26 protein-coding genes are annotated in these 24870 nt (G+C 70.1%); 4 read left to right on the top strand and 22 right to left on the bottom strand.

The features are described 5' to 3' along the window. The first annotated feature begins 88 nt into the window (after positions 1 to 88). Together ACZ6ZD_RS35070 and ACZ6ZD_RS35065 are read left to right on the top strand one after the other, a co-directional pair. On the top strand, positions 89 to 490 hold the full coding sequence (locus ACZ6ZD_RS35070; RefSeq protein WP_465678708.1) for a BlaI/MecI/CopY family transcriptional regulator: 402 nt from the start codon (positions 89 to 91) through the stop codon (positions 488 to 490). Beyond that, on the top strand, positions 487 to 1392 hold the full coding sequence (locus ACZ6ZD_RS35065; protein ID WP_465678707.1) for a M56 family metallopeptidase: 906 nt from the start codon (positions 487 to 489) through the stop codon (positions 1390 to 1392). The genes ACZ6ZD_RS35070 and ACZ6ZD_RS35065 overlap by 4 nt, the downstream gene beginning before the upstream one ends. On the opposite strand, the gene ACZ6ZD_RS35060 is transcribed toward ACZ6ZD_RS35065, so the two are convergent. The 5 genes from ACZ6ZD_RS35060 to ACZ6ZD_RS35040 all read right to left on the bottom strand — a co-directional run bounded on the left by ACZ6ZD_RS35060 (position 1385) and on the right by ACZ6ZD_RS35040 (position 4991). Further along, positions 1385 to 1939: a dihydrofolate reductase family protein gene (locus tag ACZ6ZD_RS35060; RefSeq protein WP_465678705.1), complete on the bottom strand. Its 555-nt coding sequence runs from the start codon at positions 1937 to 1939 to the stop codon at positions 1385 to 1387. The genes ACZ6ZD_RS35065 and ACZ6ZD_RS35060 overlap by 8 nt on opposite strands. A gap of 159 nt (positions 1940 to 2098) precedes the next feature. Continuing rightward, positions 2099 to 3193 carry a threonine aldolase family protein gene (locus ACZ6ZD_RS35055; protein ID WP_465678704.1) on the bottom strand — a complete coding sequence of 365 codons (1095 nt, stop codon included), beginning with the start codon at positions 3191 to 3193 and terminating at the stop codon, positions 2099 to 2101. 31 nt (positions 3194 to 3224) lie between these two features. Further along, positions 3225 to 3929 carry an anti-sigma factor family protein gene (locus ACZ6ZD_RS35050; RefSeq protein WP_465678703.1) on the bottom strand — a complete coding sequence of 235 codons (705 nt, stop codon included), beginning with the start codon at positions 3927 to 3929 and terminating at the stop codon, positions 3225 to 3227. Further along, positions 3926 to 4456 carry a sigma-70 family RNA polymerase sigma factor gene (locus tag ACZ6ZD_RS35045; protein ID WP_465678701.1) on the bottom strand — a complete coding sequence of 177 codons (531 nt, stop codon included), beginning with the start codon at positions 4454 to 4456 and terminating at the stop codon, positions 3926 to 3928. Before ACZ6ZD_RS35045 ends, ACZ6ZD_RS35050 begins: the two co-directional genes overlap by 4 nt. Before the next feature lie 46 nt (positions 4457 to 4502). Further along, entirely contained in the window at positions 4503 to 4991 is a 489-nt protein-coding gene (locus ACZ6ZD_RS35040) for a COG4315 family predicted lipoprotein (RefSeq protein WP_465678700.1), read from the bottom strand. A 79-nt stretch (positions 4992 to 5070) separates the two neighbouring features. Here ACZ6ZD_RS35040 and ACZ6ZD_RS35035 point away from each other — a divergent pair, with 79 nt between their 5' ends. Further along, positions 5071 to 5394: a nuclear transport factor 2 family protein gene (locus ACZ6ZD_RS35035; protein WP_465678699.1), complete on the top strand. Its 324-nt coding sequence runs from the start codon at positions 5071 to 5073 to the stop codon at positions 5392 to 5394. On the opposite strand, the gene ACZ6ZD_RS35030 is transcribed toward ACZ6ZD_RS35035, so the two are convergent. The 13 genes from ACZ6ZD_RS35030 to ACZ6ZD_RS34970 all read right to left on the bottom strand — a co-directional run bounded on the left by ACZ6ZD_RS35030 (position 5384) and on the right by ACZ6ZD_RS34970 (position 19616). Beyond that, positions 5384 to 6343 carry a zinc-dependent alcohol dehydrogenase family protein gene (locus ACZ6ZD_RS35030; RefSeq protein WP_465678698.1) on the bottom strand — a complete coding sequence of 320 codons (960 nt, stop codon included), beginning with the start codon at positions 6341 to 6343 and terminating at the stop codon, positions 5384 to 5386. The genes ACZ6ZD_RS35035 and ACZ6ZD_RS35030 overlap by 11 nt on opposite strands. Next, complete coding sequence (locus ACZ6ZD_RS35025) at positions 6340 to 7365, bottom strand: alcohol dehydrogenase (protein WP_465678697.1); 1026 nt, start codon at positions 7363 to 7365, stop codon at positions 6340 to 6342. Before ACZ6ZD_RS35025 ends, ACZ6ZD_RS35030 begins: the two co-directional genes overlap by 4 nt. Positions 7366 to 7439: 74 nt before the next feature. Next, complete coding sequence (locus ACZ6ZD_RS35020) at positions 7440 to 8006, bottom strand: TetR/AcrR family transcriptional regulator (protein ID WP_465678695.1); 567 nt, start codon at positions 8004 to 8006, stop codon at positions 7440 to 7442. 72 nt (positions 8007 to 8078) lie between these two features. Beyond that, on the bottom strand, positions 8079 to 11633 hold the full coding sequence (gene smc / locus ACZ6ZD_RS35015; RefSeq protein WP_465678694.1) for a chromosome segregation protein SMC: 3555 nt from the start codon (positions 11631 to 11633) through the stop codon (positions 8079 to 8081). A gap of 253 nt (positions 11634 to 11886) precedes the next feature. After that, entirely contained in the window at positions 11887 to 12042 is a 156-nt protein-coding gene (locus ACZ6ZD_RS35010; RefSeq protein ID WP_233712037.1) for a hypothetical protein, read from the bottom strand. Between the two features lie 195 nt (positions 12043 to 12237). Further along, positions 12238 to 13092 (bottom strand): bifunctional DNA-formamidopyrimidine glycosylase/DNA-(apurinic or apyrimidinic site) lyase, encoded by an 855-nt coding sequence (gene mutM, locus ACZ6ZD_RS35005; RefSeq protein ID WP_465678693.1) that lies wholly within the window; start codon positions 13090 to 13092, stop codon positions 12238 to 12240. 1 nt (position 13093) lies between these two features. After that, complete coding sequence (gene rnc / locus ACZ6ZD_RS35000; protein WP_465678691.1) at positions 13094 to 13828, bottom strand: ribonuclease III; 735 nt, start codon at positions 13826 to 13828, stop codon at positions 13094 to 13096. Between the two features lie 13 nt (positions 13829 to 13841). After that, on the bottom strand, positions 13842 to 14033 hold the full coding sequence (rpmF, locus tag ACZ6ZD_RS34995) for a 50S ribosomal protein L32 (protein WP_131355175.1): 192 nt from the start codon (positions 14031 to 14033) through the stop codon (positions 13842 to 13844). 68 nt (positions 14034 to 14101) lie between these two features. After that, positions 14102 to 14617, bottom strand: coding sequence for a YceD family protein (locus ACZ6ZD_RS34990; RefSeq protein ID WP_465678690.1), 516 nt, complete (start codon positions 14615 to 14617; stop codon positions 14102 to 14104). A gap of 125 nt (positions 14618 to 14742) precedes the next feature. Further along, complete coding sequence (coaD, locus tag ACZ6ZD_RS34985; RefSeq protein WP_465678689.1) at positions 14743 to 15216, bottom strand: pantetheine-phosphate adenylyltransferase; 474 nt, start codon at positions 15214 to 15216, stop codon at positions 14743 to 14745. Beyond that, entirely contained in the window at positions 15209 to 15769 is a 561-nt protein-coding gene (gene rsmD / locus ACZ6ZD_RS34980; RefSeq protein ID WP_465678688.1) for a 16S rRNA (guanine(966)-N(2))-methyltransferase RsmD, read from the bottom strand. The genes coaD and rsmD overlap by 8 nt, the downstream gene beginning before the upstream one ends. Further along, the gene (gene recG / locus ACZ6ZD_RS34975) at positions 15766 to 18006 is read right to left on the bottom strand and encodes an ATP-dependent DNA helicase RecG (RefSeq protein WP_465678686.1); all 2241 of its coding nucleotides are present in this window, start codon (positions 18004 to 18006) and stop codon (positions 15766 to 15768) included. Before recG ends, rsmD begins: the two co-directional genes overlap by 4 nt. After that, on the bottom strand, positions 18003 to 19616 hold the full coding sequence (locus ACZ6ZD_RS34970; protein WP_465678685.1) for a DAK2 domain-containing protein: 1614 nt from the start codon (positions 19614 to 19616) through the stop codon (positions 18003 to 18005). The genes recG and ACZ6ZD_RS34970 overlap by 4 nt, the downstream gene beginning before the upstream one ends. Before the next feature lie 37 nt (positions 19617 to 19653). On the opposite strand from ACZ6ZD_RS34970, the gene ACZ6ZD_RS34965 reads away from it, so the two are divergent. Further along, positions 19654 to 20640 (top strand): SAM-dependent methyltransferase, encoded by a 987-nt coding sequence (locus ACZ6ZD_RS34965; RefSeq protein WP_465678683.1) that lies wholly within the window; start codon positions 19654 to 19656, stop codon positions 20638 to 20640. A gap of 76 nt (positions 20641 to 20716) precedes the next feature. Here ACZ6ZD_RS34965 and rpmB read toward each other — a convergent pair whose 3' ends face one another. The 4 genes from rpmB to ACZ6ZD_RS34945 form a co-directional block, all read right to left on the bottom strand. Beyond that, positions 20717 to 20938: a 50S ribosomal protein L28 gene (gene rpmB, locus ACZ6ZD_RS34960; protein WP_171677027.1), complete on the bottom strand. Its 222-nt coding sequence runs from the start codon at positions 20936 to 20938 to the stop codon at positions 20717 to 20719. Positions 20939 to 21022: 84 nt separating this feature from the next. After that, a complete protein-coding gene (locus ACZ6ZD_RS34955) occupies positions 21023 to 23005 on the bottom strand; it encodes an aldo/keto reductase (protein ID WP_465678682.1) in 1983 nt (660 codons plus the stop codon). A 27-nt stretch (positions 23006 to 23032) separates the two neighbouring features. Then, on the bottom strand, positions 23033 to 23860 hold the full coding sequence (locus ACZ6ZD_RS34950; protein WP_465678680.1) for a carbohydrate ABC transporter permease: 828 nt from the start codon (positions 23858 to 23860) through the stop codon (positions 23033 to 23035). Further along, a complete protein-coding gene (locus ACZ6ZD_RS34945; RefSeq protein WP_465678679.1) occupies positions 23850 to 24869 on the bottom strand; it encodes a carbohydrate ABC transporter permease in 1020 nt (339 codons plus the stop codon). Before ACZ6ZD_RS34945 ends, ACZ6ZD_RS34950 begins: the two co-directional genes overlap by 11 nt. Position 24870: the final 1 nt, after the last annotated feature.

The raw sequence follows: 24870 nt of genomic DNA, 5'->3' as shown, positions 1-24870 counted from the left end.
CATCTACGACGGTACGTAGTAGATCGTAGCGCGGATCTACTACGCGATGTAGTTCTTATCTACTACGACGTGTAGTTACACTGGTCACGTGACGACTGAGGAGAAGGCGCCGCGCCCGCTCGGCGACCTCGAGCGCCTGGTGATGGAGCAGCTGTGGGCGGCGCCCGACGCGCTGACCGTGCGCCAGGTGCACGAGCGGGTCGCGACGACCCGCGACCTCGCCTACACGACCGTGATGACGGTCCTCGACCGGCTCGCGAAGAAGGAGCTGACCGATCGCGAGCGCGACGGCAAGGCGTGGCGGTACCGCGCCGCCGCTCCGCGGGAGGAGCTGGCCGCCGACCTGATGCGCGACGCGCTCGACCGGGCGGGCGACCGGCGGGAGGCGCTGGTGCGCTTCGTGGGTCAGGTCAGCGACGAGGAGGCCGCGCTGCTCCGCGAGGCCCTCGCCAAGCTGGAGGACGGCGACGCCTCGGGGCGAGCCGGGTGATCACCCCGGTTCTGCTGGCCGCGTTAGCCCTGGTGCTGGCGGGGCCGGCGCCCGCACTGCTGGCCCGTTCCGAGTGGCCGTACCGGGTGCCGCGCGCGGCGGTCGCGCTCTGGCAGTCCATCTCGATCGCCGCGGTGCTGGCCGCGCTCGGCGCGGGCATCTCCCTGTCGTACTCGACCGCCGGGCAGCCCGGCGAGCCGCGTTTCGACCCGTCGTCGGCGCGTGATCTCGTGGCCGCCGCCGTCCTCGCCCTGACCGCTCTCGTCGTGATCAGGCTGCTCTGGGCCGCCGGCCGCGTCGCGGTCGGCACGCGGGCGCGCCGTCGGCGGCACCGCGACCTCGTCGACATCCTCGCCACCCCCGACGGCCTCATCCCCGGCCTGCGCGTCCTCGAAGAGCAGACGCCGCTCGCCTACTGCCTCCCAGCCCTCCGCGGGGCGCGCGTCGTCGTCTCGGTCGGCGCGCTGGACCGCCTCGACGACAGCGAGCTCAGAGCCGTCCTGGCCCACGAGCAGGCGCACCTCCGCGCCCGCCACGACCTCGTCCTGGAGGCCTTCACCGCCCTCCACCAGGCCTTCCCCCGCTTCGTCCGCAGCGACCTGGCCCTAGAACAGGCCCGCACCCTCGTCGAACTCCTCGCCGACGACGACGCCCGCCGCCGCAACGGCCCCCGCCCGCTGGCCCGCGCTCTGGTCGCCCTGGCCGGCTCCCCCGCGCCCGAAGCAGGCCTGGCCGCCGCCAAGTCCGGAACGCTGCTCCGAGTCCAGCGCCTGGCCGACCCCGACCCAGGCAGCCCCGTCCTCGCGGCGAGCACCTACACCGCCGCCGTGGCCCTCCTGGTCGTCCCGACCCTGACCGTCGCCGCGCCCATCGTCATCGCCATCGTCAACGCCGTCAGCTGACGCCGTAGCGGAGGAGGACGCCGCCGGTCATCCAGGGGCGGGCTTCCAGCAACTGGAGGCCGAGTGGGGTGCTGGCTGGGGGGAAGACGGGTTTGCCGGCGCCGAGGAGGACGGGGCAGATGCGGAGCTGGATCTCGTCGACGAGGTGAGCGGCGAGGAGGGAGTGGAAGAGGGTGATGCTGCCCCAGAGGATGATGTCGCCGCCGGGAGTGGCTTTGAGGTCGCGGACGGCGTCGAGGTCGCGGACGACGGCGGCGGGTTCGTAAGGGCCCCAAGGAGCCGCTTCGAGGGTGGTGGAGACGACGACCTTGTGGAGGGCGTTGAGGTGCGGGGCGATCGACTCGTCGGCCGACGCCTCGGTCGGCCAGAACGAGCTGAAGAGCCGGTAGGTCTCCGCGCCGAGCACCATCGTGTCGACGCCGGCGAGCAGCGCGAGGTTGTCCTCGTCGGTGATGTCGCGGACGGTGTCGAAGAAGTCGGCCTCGCCGGCCGCGCTCGCGGCGTAGCCGTCGAGGCTCACGAACTCCTGGAAGATGAGGCGTCTCATCGATCCAAACTAGCCGAAGTGTTTGCCTTCGTTCCGGGCCACGGCGAGCAGGACCAGGCCCGCGAGCAGAAGCAGCACAACCATCATCACGACGAACGTCACCACGTGCGATTTCCCCGATTCCCCACAGATCCCCAGTGAACTACCAGGTGGACGACCTCACGGCTGCAAAAGTTCCCCGAAAGCCTTGGTGATTTCGTCGAGGGGCCAGTCGAGGGTGGTGGGGGTGACGACGAGCTCGATCCAGGACCAGCCGGGGACGGCGGCGGCGTGCCACGGGCCGCAGATCGACTCGCGGGTGCGCTCCATCCGGGCGACCGCGGCTGCCTCCATCAGCTCGGCCGGGCGCGGCGCGTAGACCTGGAACGAGTTGGTGTGCGGCAGGTCCGGTACGACCCGGAATCCCTCACCCTGTAAGGCGGTCGCGATCTGGACGGCCCGGTCGTACAGGTCGTCCATCACCGGCAGGACCGTGCGCAGTCCCTCGCGTGCCGCGACGGCGTACGGGGCGAGTGTGAAGAGGTTGCCGCCGAGGCGGCGCTGCCAGCGGCGAGTCTCGGCGATGACGTCCTCCGGCCCCGCCAGGATCGCACCGGCCAGCCCGCCGAGCACCTTGTAGAACGACACGTACACCGAGCTGGCCAGTGCGGAGATCTCCGCCAGGCTGTGCTCCAGGTACGGCGTGCTTTCCCACAGCCGGGCGCCGTCGAGATGCAGCGGTACGCCGCGCGCCGCACAGGCCTCGGCGAACACGACCAGCTCGTCCCAGGTCGGCAGCAGGAAGCCGGGGTCGCGTAGCGGCAGCTCCAACGACACCGCTGCCAGCTTGCCCGGGATGGCGGCCAGCTCGTCCGGCCGGGGCTGGCGCGGTTCGGACGTCAGACGCTCGATCCGTAACTGGTGGACCTCTTCCAACGCGTTCAGCTCGTGCACCAGCAGATGGGACTGGCCGTGCACCGCTACTCGGCTGGTACCCGCCCGATCGGCGTACACCCGCAGAACACTCTGCTGCGCCATGATCCCGGACGGCATGAAGACTGCGGCCGGCTTGCCAAGCAGCTCCGCCACCTCATGCTCCAGCGCGCTCACCTCACCGCCGGAACCGTAGATGTCGGCGTCCGCCTCGGTCGTCACTTCGGCAAGCCGCCGGAGCCGGTCCGCCATCGGCGTCCGCGGGTTGGCGAGCCAACGGTCGCAGTTGGCAGCCGCGGCCTTGCGGCGGGCCGGAGTGTCAGCAGCGGAAGCAGGAGGCACGTGCCCATCCTCTCCCGAGGGACAACTGGTTTCAGATGGTGGTGGTCACAACGTGCGCGCCCTGCACCGTCTTGATCTCCACCGACTCGACCTGATCCGGCGGAATCAGCACACCGCCACCGAACCGGCTCCCCTCCCGGGCAGCCTGCTCCGTGACCACCCAGCTGCCGGCCGTCCAGACCTTGCCGGCCTTGTCGGTCACGTACATCTCACACTCGGCGCCGGCCTTCAGCCCGGTGATCTGCACCCGCACCCAGGTCCAGTTCTCCCGCGGCTCCACAGTGGTCGCCATCGTCGCACCGGACGCCGAATCGGTCGCAGTCACCTTCACCGACCCCGGCACCGGTCCGTCGGCCTGCTCCACCGTCTGCCGCCCGATCAGTACGCCGCCGCCCAGTGCACCGGCGACCACGACAACCGCCGCGGCAACCAACAGCCACCGGCCACGCTTCTTCAGCACCGGAGCGGCCGGAGCAACCGCAGCCACCGGAGGCGCCTGCGCAGCAGCCTCCCGGACCTCACGCACCGTGCGCTGCAGCAACAGGTCGCCGCCCTCGGGCGGGCCGTCCAGGAACGCCTCCGGCGGTACCTCCCCGAGGAACTCCTTCATCTCCTCGAGCTCCACCAGCTCCGCACGGCACTCCGCGCAGTCCGCCAGGTGCGCCTCCACCTCGCGGGCCTCGTCGGCGTCCAGCGCGCCCAGCACGTAGGCGCCCAGCTGCGAGTGCTCGCTCATCTGGCCACCTCCGCCTCTGATCCGGCCATCACCGCGCGCAATGCTCGGAGGGCGTAGTACGTTCGCGATTTCACGGTACCCGGCGGGACGCCGAGCTCCTGCGCCGCCTCGGCCACCGAACGACCGCGGTAGTACAGCTCGACCAGCACCTCACGGTGTTCGGGCGACACCTGATCCAGCGCGCCCAGCACCACCATGGTGTTCACCACTGCCTCGGAGTGGTCGCCCTCCACCGGAGGGCGGTCCACCACATCAGCTACCTCGACGGGCCGGGCCGCTCGCGCTCTGGCCCGGTCAGTGACGATGTTCCGCGCCACCGTGAGCAGCCAGCCCCGCACCGAGCCCGCACCCTGGTTCAGATCGGCGGCGTGCTTCCACGCCCGCACCAACGTTTCCTGGACGACGTCCTCCGCCGCGGCCCGGTCCCCGGTCAGCCGGGTCGCATACGCCAGCAGGCTGCGCCCGTGTTCGGCGTACAGAGAACGGACGAACGTCTCCCCCGCGTCCGCACCCTGGTAGTCACCCACCGACGGAACGATACCGGTACCGGGGGGTGCCCACCTGGCGACGTACTCAGTAGCCGTAGCCGCCATCGCCGGAGGAGGGCTGGGCGGTGATCTTCTTGCCGTCCGCGCCGACGACCCACCAGACGCCGCCGACTGCCTGCCCCTTGGTCTCACCGGGCTTGGTGTCCGCAGCGAACAGGTACACCGGCAGCCCGCCGACCGCCAGCTGCTTGCTGCCGTCGGTGCGGGTGATCGTCGAGAGCTCTACCCCGTCGAGCTTCGCATCACCCGCGCCGGCCGCGACCGCCGGCCACTTCGCCAGGCAGTCCGCCTCGCAGTTGGACTTACCCGCGGTGTCCTTGTCGAAGACGTACACCGTCCGGCCGTTGCCGTCGACAAGGATCTTGCCCAGGCCGCTGTCCGCGGTCTTCAACTGGGCAACGGACTCCGGCGCCGCACCGCTCGGGCTACCGCCCGCAGCACTGTCGTCACCACAAGCAGTCAGCGCACCGAGCCCCAGCACGATCGCTCCCACCACACCGGCCACACGCTTCATCAGGTCCTCCTCGGGATGTCCTTCGACACCTGGCATACGTGCCGCCGCGGCAACCGGTTCAACGGCTATCGTCGGCAGCATGAGCCAAGACATCCCGGCCGCGGTCCAGCGTGCGCTCACCGCGATCGACGAACAGGACAACGACGCGTTCGTGGCGGCCTTCGCCGCCGACGGGTACGTCGACGACTGGGGCCGCCAGTTCCGCGGCCACGACCAGATCCGCTCCTGGAGCGACAACGAGCTGATCGGCAAGCGGGCCACCTTCACCGACACCCAGGTCGCCACACCGGGCAACCCGATCACCCTGCTCACCCAGGTCGGCGGCGACGGTTTCAACGGCCCGTCCCACTTCACCTTCGACGTACAGGGCGATCAGGTCGCCTCGATGACCATCACGGCCTGAAGAGCACCTTTCCGGTGCGGCCCGGGCGGGCGGCGTGCTCGATCGCCTTCTCGAGCTCGGCGAGCGCGTACGTCGCTTCGACACGGGCATGCAGCACCCCGTCGATCGTCAGCCGCGCGAGTTCGCCGTACGTCTGCTCGATCTCGACCGTCGGCGTCGTCCGCAGCCAGTTCGGGATCCACAGGCCATGCACTCGCAGCTCGCTGAAGACGAGATCGCCCAACCCCACCGCGGGCGCCGCGCCGGTGACCGACGAATAGACCACCACCGGCGCGCCGAACGCGGCTGTCTGGGCAAGCGCGCCGACACTCGCATCGCCGGCGCCATCGAGGATCAGCGCGAACCGATCGTCGCCCAGCTCGGCCTTGATCCGGTCGGCGAGATCGTCCCCGTCGACCAGGACCACGTCAGCTGTCAGCCCGTCGGCCGCCTCGGGGCGGCGGACGACGCTCAACACCCGCGCACCGGCGCGCTGAGCCAGCGCCGTCGCGTACTGCGCCACGGCCGAGTTGCCGAGGTTGAGCCCGACCCAGTCCCCCGGCTGCAGTCCCGTGAAGCGCGTCAGCGCGAGGTAGGCGGTCAGCGGGTTGGTACTGAGCATGGCCAACTGCTCGACGTCACCGCCATCCGGGATCGGTACGACGTTGGCCGCCTTCACCACCACCTGGTCGGCCCAGGTGCCCTGCTCGTAGTTCGGGAGGATCAGCACCCGGCGACCGATCAACTCGGCAGCACCGGCGACGACCCGCCCGACCCCCTCGGTCCCGAGATCGTACGGCGTCCGCACCGGGTAGTTGTAGTTGCCGGAAGCAAGCATCTGGTCGACCGGGTTGACGGTCGCCGCCTCGATCGCGACGACGACGTCGTCCGGACCGGCGACCAGCTCGGAGGTGTCCCGCAGTTCCGTGTTCGCCGCGAGGTCGCCGAGCGCCGTCAGGACGACCTTCATCGGGTCGCTCCGGTCGTCAGCACCATCCGGAATCGGGCCGCGCCGGACATCATCCGCTCGTACGCCGCGGCCGCCTGGTCGAGCGGCACCCGTTCGACCATCGGGCGGACGTCGTTCGCGAGCGCGAAGGCGAGGTTGTCCTCGTTCTCGGCCGGGGTGCCGGTGAGCGAGCCCTCGATCGACCGGCCGCCGAAGATCAGCGCGCCGGTGCTGACCTCGATCGGGTCCGCGGCCGCGCCGACCACGATCAGCTTGCCGCGCCGGCCGAGCCCCTCGACGAGCGGCGACATCGAAGCGCCGCTGGCCGCGGTCGCCACGATCACCTGCGCGCCGCCGAGCTCCTGCAGCGCCTTCCCCGGATCGACCGCCGAGCTGTCGATGTAGTCGGTCGCGCCGAGCTTCAGCGCCAGCTCGCGTTTGTCCGCGCCCCGGGCGATCGCGGCGACTCGGAGTCCGAGCTTGGCGGCGTACTGGATCGCGAGGTGCCCCAGGCCGCCGATGCCCTGGACGGCGACCAGCGCGCCCGGCGCGGGGGCGCCTTTGCGCAGTCCGTTGAACACTGTGATGCCGGCGCACAGCAGCGGCGCTGCCTCGGCCGCGTCCCACTCCTCCGGTACGCCGACCAGCCCGCTGGCCGGGGCCGTCAGGTACTCGGCATACCCGCCGTCGATCGTGTCGCCGGTGACCGGCTGGTTCGAGCAGTAGACGAAGTCCCCGCGGCGGCAGTTCGCGCAGACGCCGCAGTGGCCGGCCAGGAAGCCGACGCCGACCCGGCGTCCGACACTCCAGGTCTCGACCCCGGCGCCGACGGCGTCGATCCACCCGACCACCTCGTGGCCCGGGACGATCGGCGTACCGGCGGGGCGGGTGCCGTTCAGGTTGTGCACGCCCAGGACGTCGCTGTGACAGACGCCGCAGGCCTCGACCCGGATCCGCACCTGGCCCGCGCCCGGTGCGGACAGCTCCCGCTCAACCGCTGTGAAGGCGCCGTCCAGCGCCTCGATCGCGCGATATGTGGTCATATCAACTCCTTAAGACGGTCGGTCATCTTGACCGTCGCACAGAAAAGCCGCCCCGGGTTCGGGGCGGCGATGACTCAGGTCAGCAGCGCGCCGAAGGTGAGCTCGAAGAAGATCTCGAACGCCTCGCCGGACTTGTCCGCCCGGGCGCGCAGGATGGCGCCCTCCCAGGCGCTGGTCAGGTAGCGGGCGGTCCGCTCCGGATCGAGCTCGGCCCGGAACTCCCCGGCCTCCTGCCCGGCCGCGATCGCCTCCGCGAGCACCGCCGACCACTCGTCCAGCCCACCCTTGACCCGCAACCGCAACGGCTCACTGTGGTCGACCACCTCAGCCGCGAAGTTCCCGTACATACACCCCTTGGTGTACTCCGACAGCTCCGCCCCCAACGACTCGAAATGCCGCCGCACCCGCTCCGCCGGCGACACCGACGCATCCCGCAACAACGGAACCGGCCGCGTCTGCCCGTACCGCTCCAGCGCCACCGCCGCGAGCGCCTCCTTACTCTCGAAGTGGTTGTAGAACGACCCCTTCGGCACCCCCGCCCGATCGGTGATGTCCTTCACCCCCGCGGCATTGAACCCCCGCTCCAAGAACAACTCCACCCCGGACTCAAGAATCTCTTCCCGCATACTCCGCCTGGCCACGACTCCAATATGACCGGTCGTCTCAGCATTTTCAAGCGAACGGCCCCGGAACTTTCCCGGGGCCGGTGACCGCTAGACGGGCTCGGGTTCGCGGATGCGTTGGGAGATGACGGCGGAGACGCCGTCGCCGCGCATGGTGACGCCGTAGAGGGCGTCGGCGACCTCCATGGTGCGTTTTTGGTGGGTGATGACGAGGAGCTGGGAGTTCTCGCGGAGCTCTTCGTAGATCTCGAGGAGGCGGCCGAGGTTGGTGTCGTCCAGGGCGGCCTCGACCTCGTCGAGGATGTAGAAGGGCGAGGGGCGGGCCTTGAAGAGGGCGACCAGGAAGGCGACCGCGACCAGGGAGCGCTCGCCGCCGGAGAGCAGGGAGAGGCGCTTGACCTTCTTGCCGGGCGGGCGGGCCTCGACGTCGATACCGGTGGCGAGCATGTCGTCGGGGTCGGTGAGGACGAGGCGGCCCTCGCCGCCGGGGAAGAGCCGGCTGAAGACGTGCTGGAAGGCGACCTCGACGTCGCGGTAGGCCTCGGTGAAGACCTGCTCGACGCGGTCGTCGACCTCCTTGACGATGTCCATCAGGTCGCGGCGGGACTTGCGCAGGTCCTCGAGCTGTTCGGACAGGAAGCGGTGCCGCTCCTCCATCGCGTCGAACTCCTCGAGCGCGAGCGGGTTGATCCGGCCGAGCTGGTTGAGCGCGCGCTCGGCCTGCTTGAGGCGCTTCTCGACCTTCGCGCGGTCGAAGGGCTCACCTTCGAGCTCGAGCGGCTCCTCGCCCTCCTTGGGCTCCTTCGGCAGCGGCGGCACCAGCTGGTCGGGGCCGTACTCCGAGACCAGCGCCTCGACCGCGATGCCGAGATCGCCGAGGGCCTTCTCGTAGAGGGCCTCCAGCCGCATCTTCTGCTCGGCGCGGGCCAGCGCGTCCCGGTGGACGGTGTTGGTCAGCTGCTCCAGCTCGGAGCTCAGGTTCCGGGTGGCGGAGCGCGCCTGCGCCAGCGCCTGCTCCCGGTCGGCGCGCTGCGCCTGGATGGCGGACCGCTCGGACGCCGCCAGCTGCAGCGACGTCTCCAACCGCGCCAGCACGTGGCCGGTGGCCAGATGGACGGCCTGGGCCGCCTCTGCCTGCCGGGCCCGGCGGGCGGCACGGGCGACCGCACGGGCGCGCGCCTCACGCTCCTGCCGAGCGGCGCGCTCCAGCGAGTCCGCACGGCCGGACAGCGCCCGGGCCCGCTCCTCGGTGGTCCGCAGCGCCAGCCGCGCCTCCATCTCGGCGGCACGCCCGGCCTTCGCCGCCTCGGCCAGCTGGTCCCGCGTGGCGGTGTCCGGCTCGTCACCCTCGTCGTCGAACATCTCCGCGTCGGTCAGCCGCTCTTCGAGCTCAGCCAGACCGGACAGGTTCTTGTCGCGCTCCTCCTCGGCGGCCGCGATCGCCTCGGCCATCCGCTGCGCCTCACCGCGGGACGCCTTGGCCAGCGACCCGAAGTGCGCGAGCTGCTCGGCCACGGCCGCCATCGCGGCATCCGACTCGTGCAGCCGGGCCAGCGTGATCTCGACGGACTCCTTCTGCCGGGCCCGCTCGTCCTCCAGGCCCGCCAGCTCGAAGCGCAGCCGCTCGCTGCGCGCCGTCGCCTCGATCAGCTTCTCCGCGGCCTCGTCCACCGCGGACTGCACCTCGATCAGGCTGGGCGCCGCGTCCGAGCCGCCGTACGCGAAATGCGCGCCGAGGACGTCGCCCGCGCGGGTGGCGCAGGTGACGTCGGGCAGGCTCCGGACCAGGGACTGCGCCGCCTGGACGTCGTCCACCACGGCGACCTTGCGCAGCAGCCGCCGCAGCGCGGGGCGCAGGTTCTGCGGGCATTCGACGACGTCGACGGCATACTGCGCCCCGTACGGAAGCGCGGGCCACATCGCGGAGTCGTCGGCGGGCGCATCCCCGAGGAGCATCCCCGCGCGACCCAGATCGTGTTCCTTCAGGTGGCCGACGGCGGCGAGCGCGGCATCGGCATGCGTGATGGCGACCGCGTCAGCAGCCTCGCCGAGGGCAGCGGCGATCGCCGTCTCGTAGCCGGAGCGCACGCTGAGCAGCGCGGCGACCGAACCCATCAGCCCGTTGACCTGCTCGGAGGCCGCCAGCAGAGCGCCGGCGCCGTCCTTACGGTTCAGACCGAGCTCCAGGGCCTCCTTGCGGGCGGTCAGGCCGGTGCGCTCGCGCTCGGCGTCCCGCTCCTCGGCCCGGACCTTCGCCAGCCGCTCGTCCATCTCGTCGAGCACGGCCTGCGCCGCCTCGTACTGGTCGTCGAGACCCTTCTCACCGGCATCCAGCCCGGCGACCTGGGTCTCCAGCGCGGTGAAGTCGTGCTGCGCCTTGGCGGCGCGCGCCTCGGCCTCCTGCATGTTGTTCGCCAGGCGGCCGATCTCGGACTCCGCGGCGGACGAACGGCTCTTCAGCGCGTTCACCTGGCCGGTCAGCCGGGCCAGGCCCTCACGGCGGTCGGCCGCGGCCCGGATCAGCGCCGAGACCCGGCGCTCCTCCTCGGCCTCCTGGTTCTCCAGCACCTGACGGCGCTCGACGGCCTCGGCCAGCAGCTCCGAATGCGCCTCGACCTCGGCCTCGATCTGCGCCTCGGTCTCGCGGACCCGGGCCGCCTCCAGCTCCAGCTCCTCGGGATCGCGCCCCGACCGCGGGCCGTCGTCGGCGCCGTCGTTCAGCGAGCGGATCCGGTCGGCGGCGATCCGGGCGGTGCCCTTGATCTTCTCGCCGAACCCGGACAGCTGATACCAGGTGTCCTGCGCGGCCTGCAGCGCGGGCGCGTCCTCGCGGAGCGCCTCCTCGAGCTCGGCCTCCAGGTCACGCGCTTCGCGCAGCTTGGCCTCGATCTCCGTCCGCCGCTCGGTCATCCGGGCCTCGTCGGCCAGCTCGGCCTCGAGCGCGGACTGCGCCTGGACGATGTCGTCGGCCAGTAATCGGGCCCGGCCGTCGCGGACCTCGGCCTGGATCGTCACCGCCCGGCGCGCCACCTCCGCCTGGCGCCCGAGCGGTTTCAGCTGCCGGCGGATCTCGGTGATCAGGTCGCCGAGGCGGTGCAGGTTGCCCTCGGTCGCCTCCAGCTTCCGGATCGCCTTCTCTTTGCGCTTGCGGTGTTTGAGGACGCCGGCCGCCTCCTCGACGAAGCCGCGGCGGCCCTCGGGCGTCGCGCGCAGGATCGAGTCCAGCTGACCCTGGCCGACGATGACGTGCATCTCGCGGCCGATCCCGGAGTCGCTGAGCAGCTCCTGGACGTCGAGCAGCCGGCAGCTCTGCCCGTTGATCTGGTAGTCCGAACCGCCGTTGCGGAACATGGTCCGGCTGATCGTGACCTCGGCGTACTCGATCGGGAGCGCGCCGTCGGTGTTGTCGATGGTCAGCACGACCTCGGCGCGGCCCAGCGGGGAGCGCCCGGAGGTGCCGGCGAAGATGACGTCCTCCATCTTGCCGCCGCGCAGCGATTTCGCGCCCTGCTCACCCATCACCCAGGCCAGCGCGTCGACGACGTTGGACTTACCGGAGCCGTTCGGGCCGACGATGCAGGTGATCCCCGGTTCGAAGTTCATCGTCGTGGCCGACGCGAAGGACTTGAAGCCTCGGAGCGTCATGCTCTTCAGATACAAAGCGATGCTCTCCAACCCGTGAAAGGACAGACGATACCGAAGGAACCGTCGCAACTCGTAACGCTGTCGCTACCCGGGGAAGTAGTTCCGTCTGGGAGTCTACAAACACCTGCGGGCGATCCCGCGCAGGCGGACGGAGATGTCGGGAGAAAGACAACCGGCGGAGGCCCGGACGGGGGCCGCCGCCGTGGTAGTGCGGTCGGTAGTTACTGCGACCAGGCGGTCGCGGCTAGGGTCCTCAGACCGAAGCGGGGGCGCGCAGAGCCTCGTCGACTGTCAGCAGCCGGCCCTCGTGGACCTGTGCGACGAGATGGTCGTTCTCTGCCTGCAGGCGCATCACGTGCGCCTCCAGATCGGCGACACGCCGGTTGAGCAGACGAACCTGCTCGAGCATGCGCGGGTCAGTGCCTCCAAGGTGCCCTAAAAGAGCCTTGGCCATTGTGCTGTCCTCCGGAAGGGTTCTGGCCGGGTGTGCGCACCCCGTGAGCTCAGATCGCAATGGGGAGCGCTGAAAATGTGTACCGTCTTTCAGGGTGACACCGGCAGCGCCGCCGGTCAACCTGGGCCACACTTATTAACAATACCTCGCTCACCAGCGGACCAGCCGGGGCACCGGCTGGCAGCGCGGGCAGCGGAACGAGGAACGGTTCATGAACGGCTCCCGGCGGATCGGCCGGCCGTCCCGCGGACACGGCGAATCCTCTTGCCCGTAGACGTTCAGGCCGCGTTCGAAGTAGCCCGACTCGCCGTTCACGTTGACGTACAGGGCGTCGAAACTGGTGCCGCCGACGTCCAGCGCTTCGGCCATCACCTCATGGGCGTGCCGGAGAATCTCCTTGGCCTGCTGGGGTTTCAGCGATTCGGTGGCCCGCGCGTAGTGCAGTTTGGCGCGCCACAAGGCCTCGTCGGCGTAGATGTTGCCGATCCCGCTGACGACGGTCTGATCGAGCAGCGCCCGCTTGAGACCGGTCTTGCGGCGGCGGAGTTTGGCGGCGGCGGCGTCCGGATCGAACAAAGGATCGAACGGGTCCCGGGCGATATGGGCGATCTCGGCGGGTAACTCGGCCCCGCCCTCGGCGTACGACAGACCACCGAACATCCGCTGGTCCACAAAGCGGACCTCTCCGCCGCCGTCGGCGAACCGGAACCGGACCCGCAGGTGCGCCTCGTCGGGCCCGCCGACCGGCTGGACCCGGAACTGGCCGCTCATTCCGAGGTGGGTGAGCACCGCGTCACCCGACGTCAGCGGCAGCCAGAGGTACTTCCCGCGCCGGGCCGGCTCGGCGAACACCTGCCCCTTGAGCCGGGAGACGAAGTCCTCCGGACCGGCCAGATGCCGGCGCACCGGCCGCGGGTGCAGCACCTCGACGGCGTCGATCGTCCGCCCGGTGGTGAAATCCGCGAGCCCGCGGCGGACGACCTCTACTTCGGGAAGCTCGGGCACCTTACGGCTGCTGCGAGGGATCCGTGCTGTCGGGGTGCGCGGCGCGCAGAGCCTTCCAGGCGGTTTCGGCGGCCTGCTGCTCGGCTTCCTTCTTGCTCCGGCCGATGCCGTGCCCGTAGGTGTCGGAACCGATCCGGACCCGCGCCTCGAAGGTCTTGGCGTGGTCCGGCCCCGATTCGGCGATCACGTACTCCGGGACGCCGACGCCCAGCTGCGCGACCAGCTCCTGCAGCGAGGTCTTCCAGTCCAGGCCGGCGCCGAGCCGGGCCGAGGACTCCATCAGGTCGTCGAACAGCGTGTGGACGACGCCGCCGGCCACCTCGAACCCGCGGTCCAGGTAGACGGCGCCGATCAGCGCCTCGACGCAGTCGGCCAGGATCGACGACTTGTCCCGGCCGCCGGTGGCCTCTTCACCGCGGCCCAGCCGCAGGTACTTGCCCAGCTTGAGGTCGCGGGCGACCCCGGCCAGGGCGCGCATGTTGACCACCGCGGCGCGCAACTTGGCCAGCCGGCCCTCGGAGAGGTCCGGGTGGTTTCGGAACAGCGACTCCGTGACGATGACGCCGAGCACGGAGTCCCCGAGGAACTCCAGCCGCTCATTGGTCGGCAACCCACCGTTCTCGTACGCGAACGAACGGTGGGTGAAGGCGTGCTCCAGCAAATTGTCAGCCAGCGATACGCCGAGCCGCTGGTTCAGCTCGGCGTAGAGCCCCGTCTCGTCGACTGATGAATTCACTGATGGGCGCCGCTTAGCTCTCGACGACCTGGCGACGCTCGCCCTTGGCGCCGTACTGGCCGCAGGTCGGGCAAACGGTGTGCTGCAGGTGCTTGGCGCGGCAGGCGGGGTTCACGCAGGTCACCAGCGACGGGGCAGTGGTCTTCCACTGGGCCCGGCGGTTGCGGGTGTTGCTGCGCGACATCTTCCGCTTCGGAACGGCCACGGTTATGACTCCTCGGTTCGGCCGGGGGCTGGATGACCCGGCCGGCTGGTGTACGGGTGGTTCGGTCTTCAGTTGTCCTGCTGGTCGTTCTGGAGCAGTCCGCCGAGGGCGGCCCAGCGGGGATCGGCCCCGTCCTCGTGCTTGTGACCGGGCTCGTCCGCCAGTCGGACCCCACACTCGGGGCACAGACCGGCGCAGTCGTCGGTACACAAGGGCTGGAACGGTAGCGCGAGCACCACCTGGTCCCTCAGCGCCGGCTCGAGGTCGATCAGATCGCCCTCCATCCGGCTGGCCTCGTCCGGTTCGGCATCGCTTTCCGGGTAGACGTACAGCTCCTGGACGTCAGCGAGGAACTCGTCCTCGATATCGACCAGGCACCGCGCGCACTCCCCGACCAGCCGGCCACTGGCCGTTCCGGTGACGAGCACCCCTTCGACAACCGCTTCCAGCCGTAGATCGAACTGGATCGGATCACCTTCGGGGACGCCGATCACGTCGATACCGAGATCCGCCGGCGCCGCGGCCTGGAAGGAGACTTCGCGCTGGGACCCGGCGCGGCGTGACAGCTCGTGGGTATCGATCACGAGTGGGGACCGCGGGTCCAAGACGCTCAGGGCTTCCCTTTCAGGCGTGGGCAGGCAGAAATCGATCTCGTCGAGACCGGTAGACCACATTATCAACTACCCGGCCCGACACCCAATTCGGGGCCTTACCGGTGTTTCTCCCGTAACCGTGCGTGAACCTCCGGCGTCACAAAGGACGTGACGTCGCCGCCGAGCCCGGCGATCTCCTTGACCCAGCTCGACGAGATGAAACTGTGCTCGGCGGCGGCCGGCAGGAAGACCGTGTCGACGCCGGTCAGCCGGCGGTTCAGGTGCGCCATCTGCAGCTCGTAGTCGTAGTCGGCGGCCGTCCGCAGGCCCTTCACGATCACGCTCGCGCCCTGCGCCCGGCAGTAGTCGACCAGCAGCCCCTCGAAGGTCCCGACGGTGACGTTGGCGAACGGCGCGGCCAGCTCGGTCAGCATCTCGACCCGCTCGGCGTCGCTGAACAGCCGGCGCTTGGCCGAGTTCACTCCGGCGGCGACGACGACCTCCTCGTACGCCGCGGCGGCCCGCTCGATGACGTCCAGGTGCCCGATCGTCGGCGGGTCGAAGGAGCCCGGGAAAACCGCCTTAGCCATGCCGGTGACCGTACCAAAGGCGGGCCTCGCCGTACTTGCGGTCGCGGAGCGCCGCGAAGCCCTCGGGCCACTCCCACGGCTCCCGTTTACCGCGCTCGACGACGACGATCGCGTCCTCGGCGAGCCAGCCCGCGGCCGTGAGCGCGACCAGGATGTCCTGGAGCTCGGCGGTCTCCAGCTGGTACGGCGGGTCGGCGTACAGCAGGTCGAACGGCGCCGTGGCTTCGCCGGCCGCCAGCTTCTCGGCCGGCCGCAGGACGACGCTCGCCCCGGGCAGGCCGACCACCTTCAGATTGGCCGTGATCACGTCGACCGCCTTGCGATCCGACTCGACCAGCAGCACCCGGGCCGCGCCGCGCGACAGCGCTTCGAGCCCGATCGCCCCGGACCCGGAGTACAGATCGAGCACCGCCAACCCGTCGAAGCTGCCGAACTCGGTCTCCAGCGACGAGAACAGCGCCTCCCGGACCCGATCGGTCGTCGGGCGCGTCCCCGTCCCCGGCGGGACGGCGATCCGCCGTCCGCCCGCCACTCCCCCGATGATCCGACTCATGTCTTCTCCAGGTACTCGGTCGAGGCGGACTCCAGGGCCTGGCGGACGACGGCGCGCAGCGCTGGGTACTCGACCAGCTCGGCGTCGACCGAGACGATCGAGTTCGCCACGTGGCGGGCGGCGAAGATGACGTCCTCGTCGCGGAGCACGCTGAGCAGTTTCAGGCTGGTCCGCCGGCCGGACTGCGCGACGCCGAGGACGTCGCCCTCGCGGCGCGTCTCCAGGTCGATCCGGGACAGCTCGAACCCGTCCGTCGTGGAGGCGACCGCGTCGAGCCGCTCGTAGGACTTCGAACCCGCCCAGAGGTCGGTGACGAGCAGACAGAGCCCGGGCACCTTGCCCCGGCCGACCCGCCCGCGGAGCTGGTGCAGCTGGGAGATGCCGAAGCGGTCGGCGTCCATGATCACCATCGTGGACGCGTTCGGGACGTCGACGCCGACCTCGATCACCGTCGTGGCGATCAGCACGTCGACCTCACCGGCCGCGAACCGCGTCATCACGGCGTCCTTCTCGTCGGCCGGGAGCCGCCCGTGCAGGATCTCGACCTTCAGGTCGTGCAAGATCTCGGCCAGCGCCTCGGAGACCTGCAGGACCGAGATCGGCGGCCGGGATTGCTTCTTCGGGCCCTCGTCGTCCCCGGCGACGAACTCGCCCTCCTCGTCAGCGGCGTTCTTGACGTCGTCGCCGATCCGCGGGCAGACGACGTACGCCTGGTGGCCCTTGCCGACCTCCTCGCGGACCCGCGCCCAGGCGCGCTGCAACCAGTCCGGCTTCTCCTTGGCCGGGACGACCGAGGACTGGATCGGCGAGCGGCCGGCCGGCAGCTGGGTCAGCGTCGAGACGGCCAGATCGCCGAACACCGTCATCGCGACCGTCCGCGGGATCGGGGTCGCGGTCATCACCAGCACGTGCGGGGTGTTCTCCCCGGACTTCGCGCTCAGCGCGGCCCGCTGCTCGACGCCGAACCGGTGCTGCTCGTCGACCACGACCAGCCCGAGATCGGCGAACTGGACCTTGTCCTCGAGCAGGGCGTGCGTGCCGACGACGATCCCCGCGGCGCCGCTGGCCGCGTCGAGCATCGCCGTCCGCCGGGACGCCGCGTTCAGCGAGCCGGTCAGCAGGCCGACCTTGGTCGCGCGGTCCGCGCCGCCGAGCATGCCCTCCTCGGCGAGGTCGCCGAGCATCTTGGACAGCGTCTTGTGGTGCTGGGTCGCGAGCACCTCGGTCGGCGCGAGCAGGACGGCCTGGCCGCCGTTGTCGACGACCGACAGCATCGCCCGCAACGCGACCACGGTCTTGCCGGAGCCGACCTCGCCCTGCAGCAGCCGGTGCATCGGGTGCGGCCGGGCCAGGTCGGCGAAGATCTCCTCGCCCACCTCGGCCTGGCCCTCGGTCAGCGCGAACGGCAGCCGAGCGTCGAACTCGTCGAGCAGGCCGCCGGCCGAGCGCGGCCGGGGGACGGCGTTCAGCGCGTCGGTGACCGCGCGGCGCTGGGCGAGGATCGTCTGCATCACCAGCGCCTCCTCGAACCGGAAGCGCTGCTGCGCGGCGTCGATGTCCTTCTCGGTGTCCGGCAGGTGCACCTTGCGCAGCGCGTCGACCAGGCCGAGCAGCTTCTCCTGCCGGCGGATCAGCTCCGGGATCGGGTCGTCGAGCTCGTCCTCCAGACTGTCCAGGACGATCTTCACACTGCGCTCGATCGTTGCGGTCGGCAACTTCGCGGTCGCCGGGTAGAGCGGCCGGAACGGGCGGGCGCGGCGTTCGATCTCGGCCTCGGTGAGGTCCTCGTCGTCCAGGATCTCGGTGCCCGGGCCCTTGAGCTGCATGATGTCGCGGAACATCGTCACCTCGCCCCAGAACAGGGCGGCCGTCCCCGGCGTCAGCTTGGTCGCGAGCCAGGGCTGGTTGAAGAACGCCAGCTCCAGGTCGCGTTCGCCGTCGGTGACCACGACCTTGGTCAGCGTCTTGCGCCGGCTCCATTTCTGGACGTCGGTGAGCGGGATCTCGGCCTTGGTGTCGAGTGAGCGCACGGTGACCTTCTTGACCCGGCCGTTGACCGTGGCCTGGTCGCCGACCTCGAGGTCGCGGAACGGCGTCAGCTCACCCTTCTTGAGGTACCGGCGCGGGTAGTGCCGCAGCAGGTCGCCGACGGTCTCGAGGGCGAGCACGTCCGCGAACGTCTTGGCCGTCTTGGCTCCGACCAGGTCGCGGAGCTTACGGTCCATGTCGATTTTCATTCCACCCCGATCAGCAACGGGTACCTTTCCTGGCCACCGTCGTACACCACGACATCGACATCTTTGCGCTGCCGCCGGACATGACGCTCCAGTGTCGCGGCCAGCTCGGGGTCCGCGTCGCGGCCGGTGACGATCGTCAGCAGCTCGCCGCCACCGCCCAGCAGCCGGTCGACGACGCCGATCGCGGCGTCGGACAGCTCCTCGGTGATCAGCGCGAAATCGCCGTCCACCACGCCCAGCGCGTCGCCGATCCGGCAGCGGCCGGCCATCGTCCAGGCGTCCTTGACCGCGACCGTGACCGCGCCGTGCCGGGTCTGCCCGGCGGCCGCCGACTGGTGGACGACGTCGTCGTCGAAGCTGCTGGCGGGGTCGTGGACGGCGATCGCGGCCAGCCCCTGGACCTGGGCCCGGGTCGGGATCACCGCGACCCGGCGGCCGTCCTGACGGGCGGCGGTGGCGGCGGCCTCGGCGACCGCGATGGTGTCCTTGTCGTTCGGCAGCAGCACGATCTCGAGCGCCTGCGACTTCTCGATCGCGGTCAGCAGCTCGCCGGTCGAGCAACGCCGTCCCGGCCCGCCGACGACGACCTGCGCGCCGGACTCGGTGAACAACCCGGCCAGGCCCTCGCCCGCGACGACGGCGATCACCGCGCGGCCGGGCGGCGTCTCGTGGTGGTGCTGGTCCTCGAAGTGGGTGACGCGGATCCGGTGCGGCCGGCCGATCTCGATCCCGCGCTCGACCGCGGCGCCGATGTCGTCGGTGTGCACGTGCACGTTCCACAAGCCGTCACCACCGACCACGACGACCGAGTCGCCCAGGCCGGTCAGCTGCTGCCGGAACGCGCCGATGGCGTCGTCCGGCGCATCCAGCAGGTACATGACCTCGTACGCCGGTCCGTCCGCGCTGAGGTCTCCAGCGGCGTCCTGGGGCTGCACACGAGCCGGTACGTCGACGTGCACGGTCCGGCCGGTCAGGACGGACTCCATCGCGCCGAGGATCACGACCAGGCCCGCTCCCCCGGCGTCCACGACACCCGCGCGGCGGAGGACGTCGAGCTGCTCGGTCGTCTTGGTGAGCGCGTGCCGGGCGGAGGCGACAGCGGCCAGGCAGACGTCGGCGAGGCTCTTGCCGTCGTTCGCGGCCGTCATCGCGCCGGTGGCGGCGGCCCGGGCGACGGTGAGCATGGTGCCCTCGACGGGCTCGGCGACCGCGCCGTACGCGGCGTCGGCGGCGTAGGTGAGGGCATCGGCGAAGGCCGCGGCCTCGCTCATCCGGGGGTCTGCGAGGACGCCGTCCGCCTGCTCGCGGGGCAGGTTCTCGGACAGGCGCATGCCGCAGGCGCGGACGAGCTGGGAGGTGATGACGCCCGAGTTGCCGCGGGCGCCGAGCAGCGCGCCCCGGCCGAAGGCCTGGACCGCCTCGGCGAACGTCAGCTCACCCTTGGGCAGCGCCTCGCAGGCGGCCTCCCAGGTCAGGTAGAGGTTGGTGCCGGTGTCGCCGTCCGGGACCGGGTACACGTTCAGCTCGTCGATCTCGCTGCGCGCCCGCCCGAGCTCCGCCAGCGCGGTCCGCGCCCAGGCCCGCAACACCTCGACCGTCAGTTCCTCCACCTCGGGAAGGTTAGTGCCTCGCGATACGGTCAGCGGTGTGAGCGTGTTGTTCTCGGCGGCGGCCGACAGTTATGAGTGGGCCGTTCGGGAGATCCGGAGCGAGTTCGGGAAAGTGCCTGTGCAGCGGGTGGGCGCGGATATCGGGCGGGTGAGCGGGCCGGACGTCTCCGAGCTGGCGGCGGCTTGTGGTGACGGGCGGATCATGTTCGTTCGGCATCTGACCCGGGAGATCGGCGGGTTCGACGAGCTGCCGCCGTCATACGAGCTGGCGGAGCTGATCCTGGGTGAGTTGCCGGAGTATCCGAAGGCGCTGGCGGTACAGGCGTGGACGGATCGGGCCGGGACGGGCGGGTCGTACTTCCACCGGATCTCCGAAGCGCTGGCCGAGCGCGGCGTAGAGGTGACGCGGTCGGGGCAGGAGTGGGTCGTCTCGTGTTTCGAGGGACCGCGGGCGGTCCTGCTCGGCGTGAACCGGCTCGCGGACAGCCTGTCGGACTGGCCGGGCGGGCGGATGCGGCTGGCCCGCGGCGAGGAGCGGGTCTCCCGGTCGGAGTTCAAGCTCGAGGAGGCGATCGCGACCTTCGGGCTGAAGCTGCCGACCGGCGGCAAGGCCGTCGACCTGGGCGCCTCACCGGGCGGCTGGACGCGGATCCTGCGCCTGCACGGCCAGGAGGTCTGGTCGGTCGACCCCGGCTACCTGGACGACCGGCTGCACCGCGACCGCGGCATCCATCACGCGGCGACCACGGCCGGGCGCTTCTTCGCGGACAACCGCGTCCGCTTCGACGTGGTCGTGAACGACATGCGGATGGATCAGGTGCTGAGCGCGCGGATGATGGTGGACGCCGCCGAGCACGTCCGGCGCGGCGGCCTCGCGATCGTCACGCTCAAGGGCGGCGGCAAGAACCCCCTGGACGGCGCCCGCCGCGGGATCGCCGAGCTGCGCCCGGCGTACGACGTCCGGCACGCCCGCCAGCTGCATCACAACCGGAACGAGATCACGGTCGTCGCCAAGCGGCGGTGAAACGCGACAAGGCGCCTCGGTACGAGACCGAGGCGCCTGTGTCAGGCCCTACACGGAAAGGTGGTGCGAGCAGGCCTTAGCCGACGACGCGCTGGACCTTGCCGGCCTTGATGCAGGACGTGCAGACCTTCATGCGGGTCGGGGTGCCCTTGATGATCGCCCGGACCGGCTGGATGTTGGGGTTGAAACGACGCGGCGTACGAGCCTTCACGCGCCGGATCATCGCGCCCTTACCCAGGCGGGCAACGCTGTTGCCGAACTTCGGCTGCTTGCCGCAGACATCGCAAATCTTAGACATGATTCTCCGTGTTCAGGGTCTTGACACCGACAGACCATGTTACATGGGTGTCACTGCTCGACCAATTCGGTCAACCGGCTCAGCTCAGGCCGTGAGGTACGCCACTTCTTCGTCGCTCAGCTCGACGCTCAGACCGGGGGTGGAGGTCCGCGTCTCGCTGAGGTGCCGAGGCCCGATCAGCGGGAACACCGGGTACGGCTGGTGCAACAGCCAGGCCAGTGCGATCGCCGTCGGCTCGACTCCCTTGGCGGTCGCGAGCTCCCGGGCCCGGTCCAGCCTACGGAAGTTCTCGTCGGAGTAGAAACAGCGGACCAGCTCCTCGTCGGACCGGTCCTCCGGTTTCGCCCGTCCGGTGAAGAATCCGCGGGCCTGGCTCGACCACGGGAACAGCGCGACCTGCCGCTCCCGCAGCCACGCCTGCGACTCGTCGTCCGCCACGTGCCGGCAGCCGGCCCACGGGACGTCGTACGCCCGGGCGAGGCTGAGGTGGTTGCTGAGCAGCGTGAGCGGCTGCTTGCCGTGCGCCGCGGCGTACGCGTTGGCCTCGTCGAAGCGGCCGGTGGTCCAGTTGGAGCCGCCGAACGCCTTGATCCGGCCGGCCGCGAAGTGCTCGTCGAGGACGTCGACGAACTCCCCGACCGGAATCTCCTCGTTGTCGCGGTGCATCAGGTAGAGGTCGACATGGTCGGTCTGGAGCCGGTCGAGGCTCTCGTGCAGCTGCCGGGTGATGGATTCGGGGTCGCAATGCGGGGTGTGCGCGCCCTTGCCGATGACGACGACGTCGTCGCGGTTGCCGCGGGTCTTCATCCACTGCCCGAGCAGCTTCTCGCCGTACCCGCCGCTGTAGATGTACGCCGTGTCGAACGTCGTGCCGCCGCGTTCGACGAAGTCGTCGAAGACCGTGGCCGCGTGGGTCAGGCTGTGCTGGTTGTCGACGCCCATCACGAGCCGGGAGACCTGCTTGTCGAGCCCGGGGACGGTCCCGTACTTCATCGGGGCGCCGGCCCGTTTGGCCAGCGGGCGGCCGCTCGCGGTCGGGATCGCGGCGTCGTCGCGCTCGATCGCGTACTGCTGACCGATCGCGGCCCGCCACTGGTCCTGGACGGTCAGGTTGCCGAGGGTGTCGGCCCAGCTCATCTCCGGGGCCTGACGGTCGGCGATCGCGGCCGCGACGGCCTCGGCCTCGGCGGCGTAGATCAGCGCGGGCTCGGCGGAGATCTCCCGCACGTCCTCGCCAACCCGGTGCAGCGTGACGTGCGTCGGCTTGCCGTCGCCGCCGAACCACGGGTCCTCGACGATCAGGTAGCCCTTGCTGCCGACGATGCGCAACTGGTTCTGGTCGCCGAGGCGGACGCCGGTGGTGACGTGCGCGGTGACGCCACCGTCGAAGAACAGCGTCGCGGCGGTCCACTCGTCGGCACCGGTCTCGCCGACCGTCCCAACCGCGTTGACGGCGGCCGGTTCGGCGTACGGGAGACCGGTGGCGGCGCCGGCGATCAAGCGGGCGTAGGAAACCGGGTAGCCGCCGACGTCCAGGATGCCGCCGCCGGCCAGCTCGTCGGCGTAGATGCGGCTGGTGGGGTTGAAGGAGGCGTTGAAGGCGAACGTCGCCTCGATCTGGTGCACCTTGCCGAGCTCTCCGTCGCGGACCAGCTGGGCGACCAGCTTGGTCTGCGGGAGGCAGCGGTACATGTACGCCTCCATCAGGAAGACGTCGTTGCGGACGGCGGCCTCAATGATCGCCTCCGCCCAGTCCCGGTTGATGGCCAGCGGCTTCTCGCAGAGCACGTGCTTACCGGCGTCCGCGGCCTTGATCGCCCACTCGGGGTGCATCGGGTGCGGAGTGGCGACGTAGACGGCGTCGACGGTCTTGTCGGCGAGCAGCGCGTCGTACGAGCCGTGGCGGTTGGGGATGTCGAAGCGGTTGCCGAAGTCTTCGGCCGAGGCGAGCGATCGGCTGCCGACGGCGACGACCTCGTTGGCCGGCGACGTCGGCACCTGGTCGGCGAACCGGGACGCGATGTTTCCGGTCCCGAGGATGCCCCAGCGGAGTTTGCTGTCAGTCAAAACAAGTCCTCTTCACAGGTTGTGAGGTCAGAATTTCATCGCGCCGGCCGCGAGGTCCGCGATGAACGAGCGGGCTCCGATCAGGAAGACCCCGATCAAGGGGATCACGCTCATCAGGGCGCCCGCCATCACCATCGAGTAATCGGTGCCGTAGATGCCGTTCAGCTGGTCGAGCGCGACCTGGAGGGTGAGACGGTTCGGGTCCGTCATCACGATCAGCGGCCAGAGGTAGTCGTTCCAGACGTTGATGAAGGTGAAGATGCCGAGGAAGGCGAGGCCGGGCCGCAGTACCGGCAGGCCGACGGTCAGGTACTGGCGGAAGAAGCCGGCGCCGTCCACCTTGGCGGCCGAGATCAGCTCGTCCGGGATCGCGCCCTTGGCGTACTGGCGCATCCAGAAGATGCCGAACGCGTTCGCGGCGCCGGGGATGATGAGCGCCTTCAGCGAGCCGATCCAGCCGAACTGGGCCAGCGTCACGAACTGCGGGACCAGCGACAGCTGGGCCGGGATCATGAAGGTCGCCAGCAACAGCCCGAACAGCACGTTGCGGCCGGGGAACTCGTACTTCGCGAACGCGAACGCGGCCAGCGAGTCGAAGAACAGCACCAGCACGGTGACCGACAGCGCGGCCACCAGCGTGAGCAGCATCGAGCCGAAGAAGTCGACGTTGTCGAGTACCTTGCCCATGTTCTCGAACAGGTGCGAGCCGATCAGCAGTTTCGGCGGGTAGGCGAAGATGTCGGGCGTGGTGTTGGAGGCCATCACCACCATCCAGTAGAACGGGAACAGCGAGACCGCGACGCCGAGCATCAGGACGATGTGGCCGGTGATGGTGCGGATGCGCTCAACGGACATCGGCGTTCTCCTTCTGCTGCTTGATCCGGCGCTCCACCCGGCGTTTGGCCCGGCTGGTGACGCGTTCGTCGTCGTTACCGCCGATCAGCCGCCAGTTGATGATGCTGAACAGCACGATCAGGATGAACAGCGCCCAGCCGATCGCGGCGCCGTACCCGAACTGGTTCTTGATGAACGCGCTCTGGTACAGGTACGACACGATCGTCATCCCGGCGTCGCCCGGACCGCCGATGTTGCTGGTGTCGCCGAACAGCACCCGGGACTCGGTGAAGATCTGCAGCCCGCCGATCGTCGAGGTGACCGCGGTGAACAGGATCACCGGGCGCAGCATCGGGACGGTGATCCGCCAGAAGGTCTGCCGCGCGCTGGCGCCGTCCACCTTGGCGGCCTCGTAGACATCGGCCGAGATCGCCTGCAGACCGGCCAGGAAGATGATCGCGTTGTAGCCGACCCAGCGCCAGGTGACGATCGTCGCGATCGCGATCTTGATCCCCCACGGCTGGGTCAGCCACTCGACCTTGCCCAGGCCGATCGACTGCAGGAACGCGTTCAGCAGGCCGAAGTTGTTGCTGAAGATCGAACCGAACACGAGCGTGACGGCGACCACCGAGGTGACGTTCGGGATGAAGTAGGCGATCCGGTAGAAGGTGCGGAACCGGGTCGCGTTGTGCAGCGCGTTCGCGATCACCAGCGCCAGCAGCAGCATCGGGACCGTCGACAGCAGCCAGATGATCATCGTGTTGCCGATGGTCTGCCAGAACTTCGGATCCGTGAACAGGTAGTGGTACTGCTCCAGGCCGACCCAGGTCATCGGGCCGATGCCGTCCCAGGAGTGGAACGAGATCCAGATCGAGAACAGCACCGGGAACGCGCCGAAGATCGCGAACAGGATGAAGAACGGCGAGATCGCCGCGTACTGCGGGAACGCCTGCCGGAACCGGCTCGGCGGCTTCTCCGCGGACGCCGTGGCCGGGCGCGCGGCCGCGGGCAGCGCTTTGCTGACAGCCATC

It is taken from the genome of Kribbella sp. NPDC104218, assembly GCF_055584105.1.
This window is presented reverse-complemented; position numbering and strand designations above follow the sequence as displayed.

Bases quoted from the DNA above. Each gene is read 5' to 3' on its own strand.
- ACZ6ZD_RS35030 (WP_465678698.1), bottom strand. From the start codon at position 6,343: ATGAAGGTCGTCCTGACGGCGCTCGGCGACCTCGCGGCGAACACGGAA.
- ACZ6ZD_RS35035 (WP_465678699.1), top strand. From the start codon at position 5,071: ATGAGCCAAGACATCCCGGCCGCGGTCCAGCGTGCGCTCACCGCGATC.
- ACZ6ZD_RS35040 (WP_465678700.1), bottom strand. From the start codon at position 4,991: ATGAAGCGTGTGGCCGGTGTGGTGGGAGCGATCGTGCTGGGGCTCGGT.
- ACZ6ZD_RS35050 (WP_465678703.1), bottom strand. From the start codon at position 3,929: ATGAGCGAGCACTCGCAGCTGGGCGCCTACGTGCTGGGCGCGCTGGAC.
- smc (WP_465678694.1), bottom strand. From the start codon at position 11,633: ATGACGCTCCGAGGCTTCAAGTCCTTCGCGTCGGCCACGACGATGAAC.
- ACZ6ZD_RS34945 (WP_465678679.1), bottom strand. From the start codon at position 24,869: ATGGCTGTCAGCAAAGCGCTGCCCGCGGCCGCGCGCCCGGCCACGGCG.
- rsmD (WP_465678688.1), bottom strand. From the start codon at position 15,769: ATGAGTCGGATCATCGGGGGAGTGGCGGGCGGACGGCGGATCGCCGTC.
- recG (WP_465678686.1), bottom strand. From the start codon at position 18,006: ATGAAAATCGACATGGACCGTAAGCTCCGCGACCTGGTCGGAGCCAAG.
- ACZ6ZD_RS35010 (WP_233712037.1), bottom strand. From the start codon at position 12,042: ATGCTCGAGCAGGTTCGTCTGCTCAACCGGCGTGTCGCCGATCTGGAG.
- coaD (WP_465678689.1), bottom strand. From the start codon at position 15,216: ATGGCTAAGGCGGTTTTCCCGGGCTCCTTCGACCCGCCGACGATCGGG.
- ACZ6ZD_RS34950 (WP_465678680.1), bottom strand. From the start codon at position 23,860: ATGTCCGTTGAGCGCATCCGCACCATCACCGGCCACATCGTCCTGATG.
- rpmB (WP_171677027.1), bottom strand. From the start codon at position 20,938: ATGTCTAAGATTTGCGATGTCTGCGGCAAGCAGCCGAAGTTCGGCAAC.
- ACZ6ZD_RS35025 (WP_465678697.1), bottom strand. From the start codon at position 7,365: ATGACCACATATCGCGCGATCGAGGCGCTGGACGGCGCCTTCACAGCG.
- ACZ6ZD_RS35060 (WP_465678705.1), bottom strand. From the start codon at position 1,939: ATGAGACGCCTCATCTTCCAGGAGTTCGTGAGCCTCGACGGCTACGCC.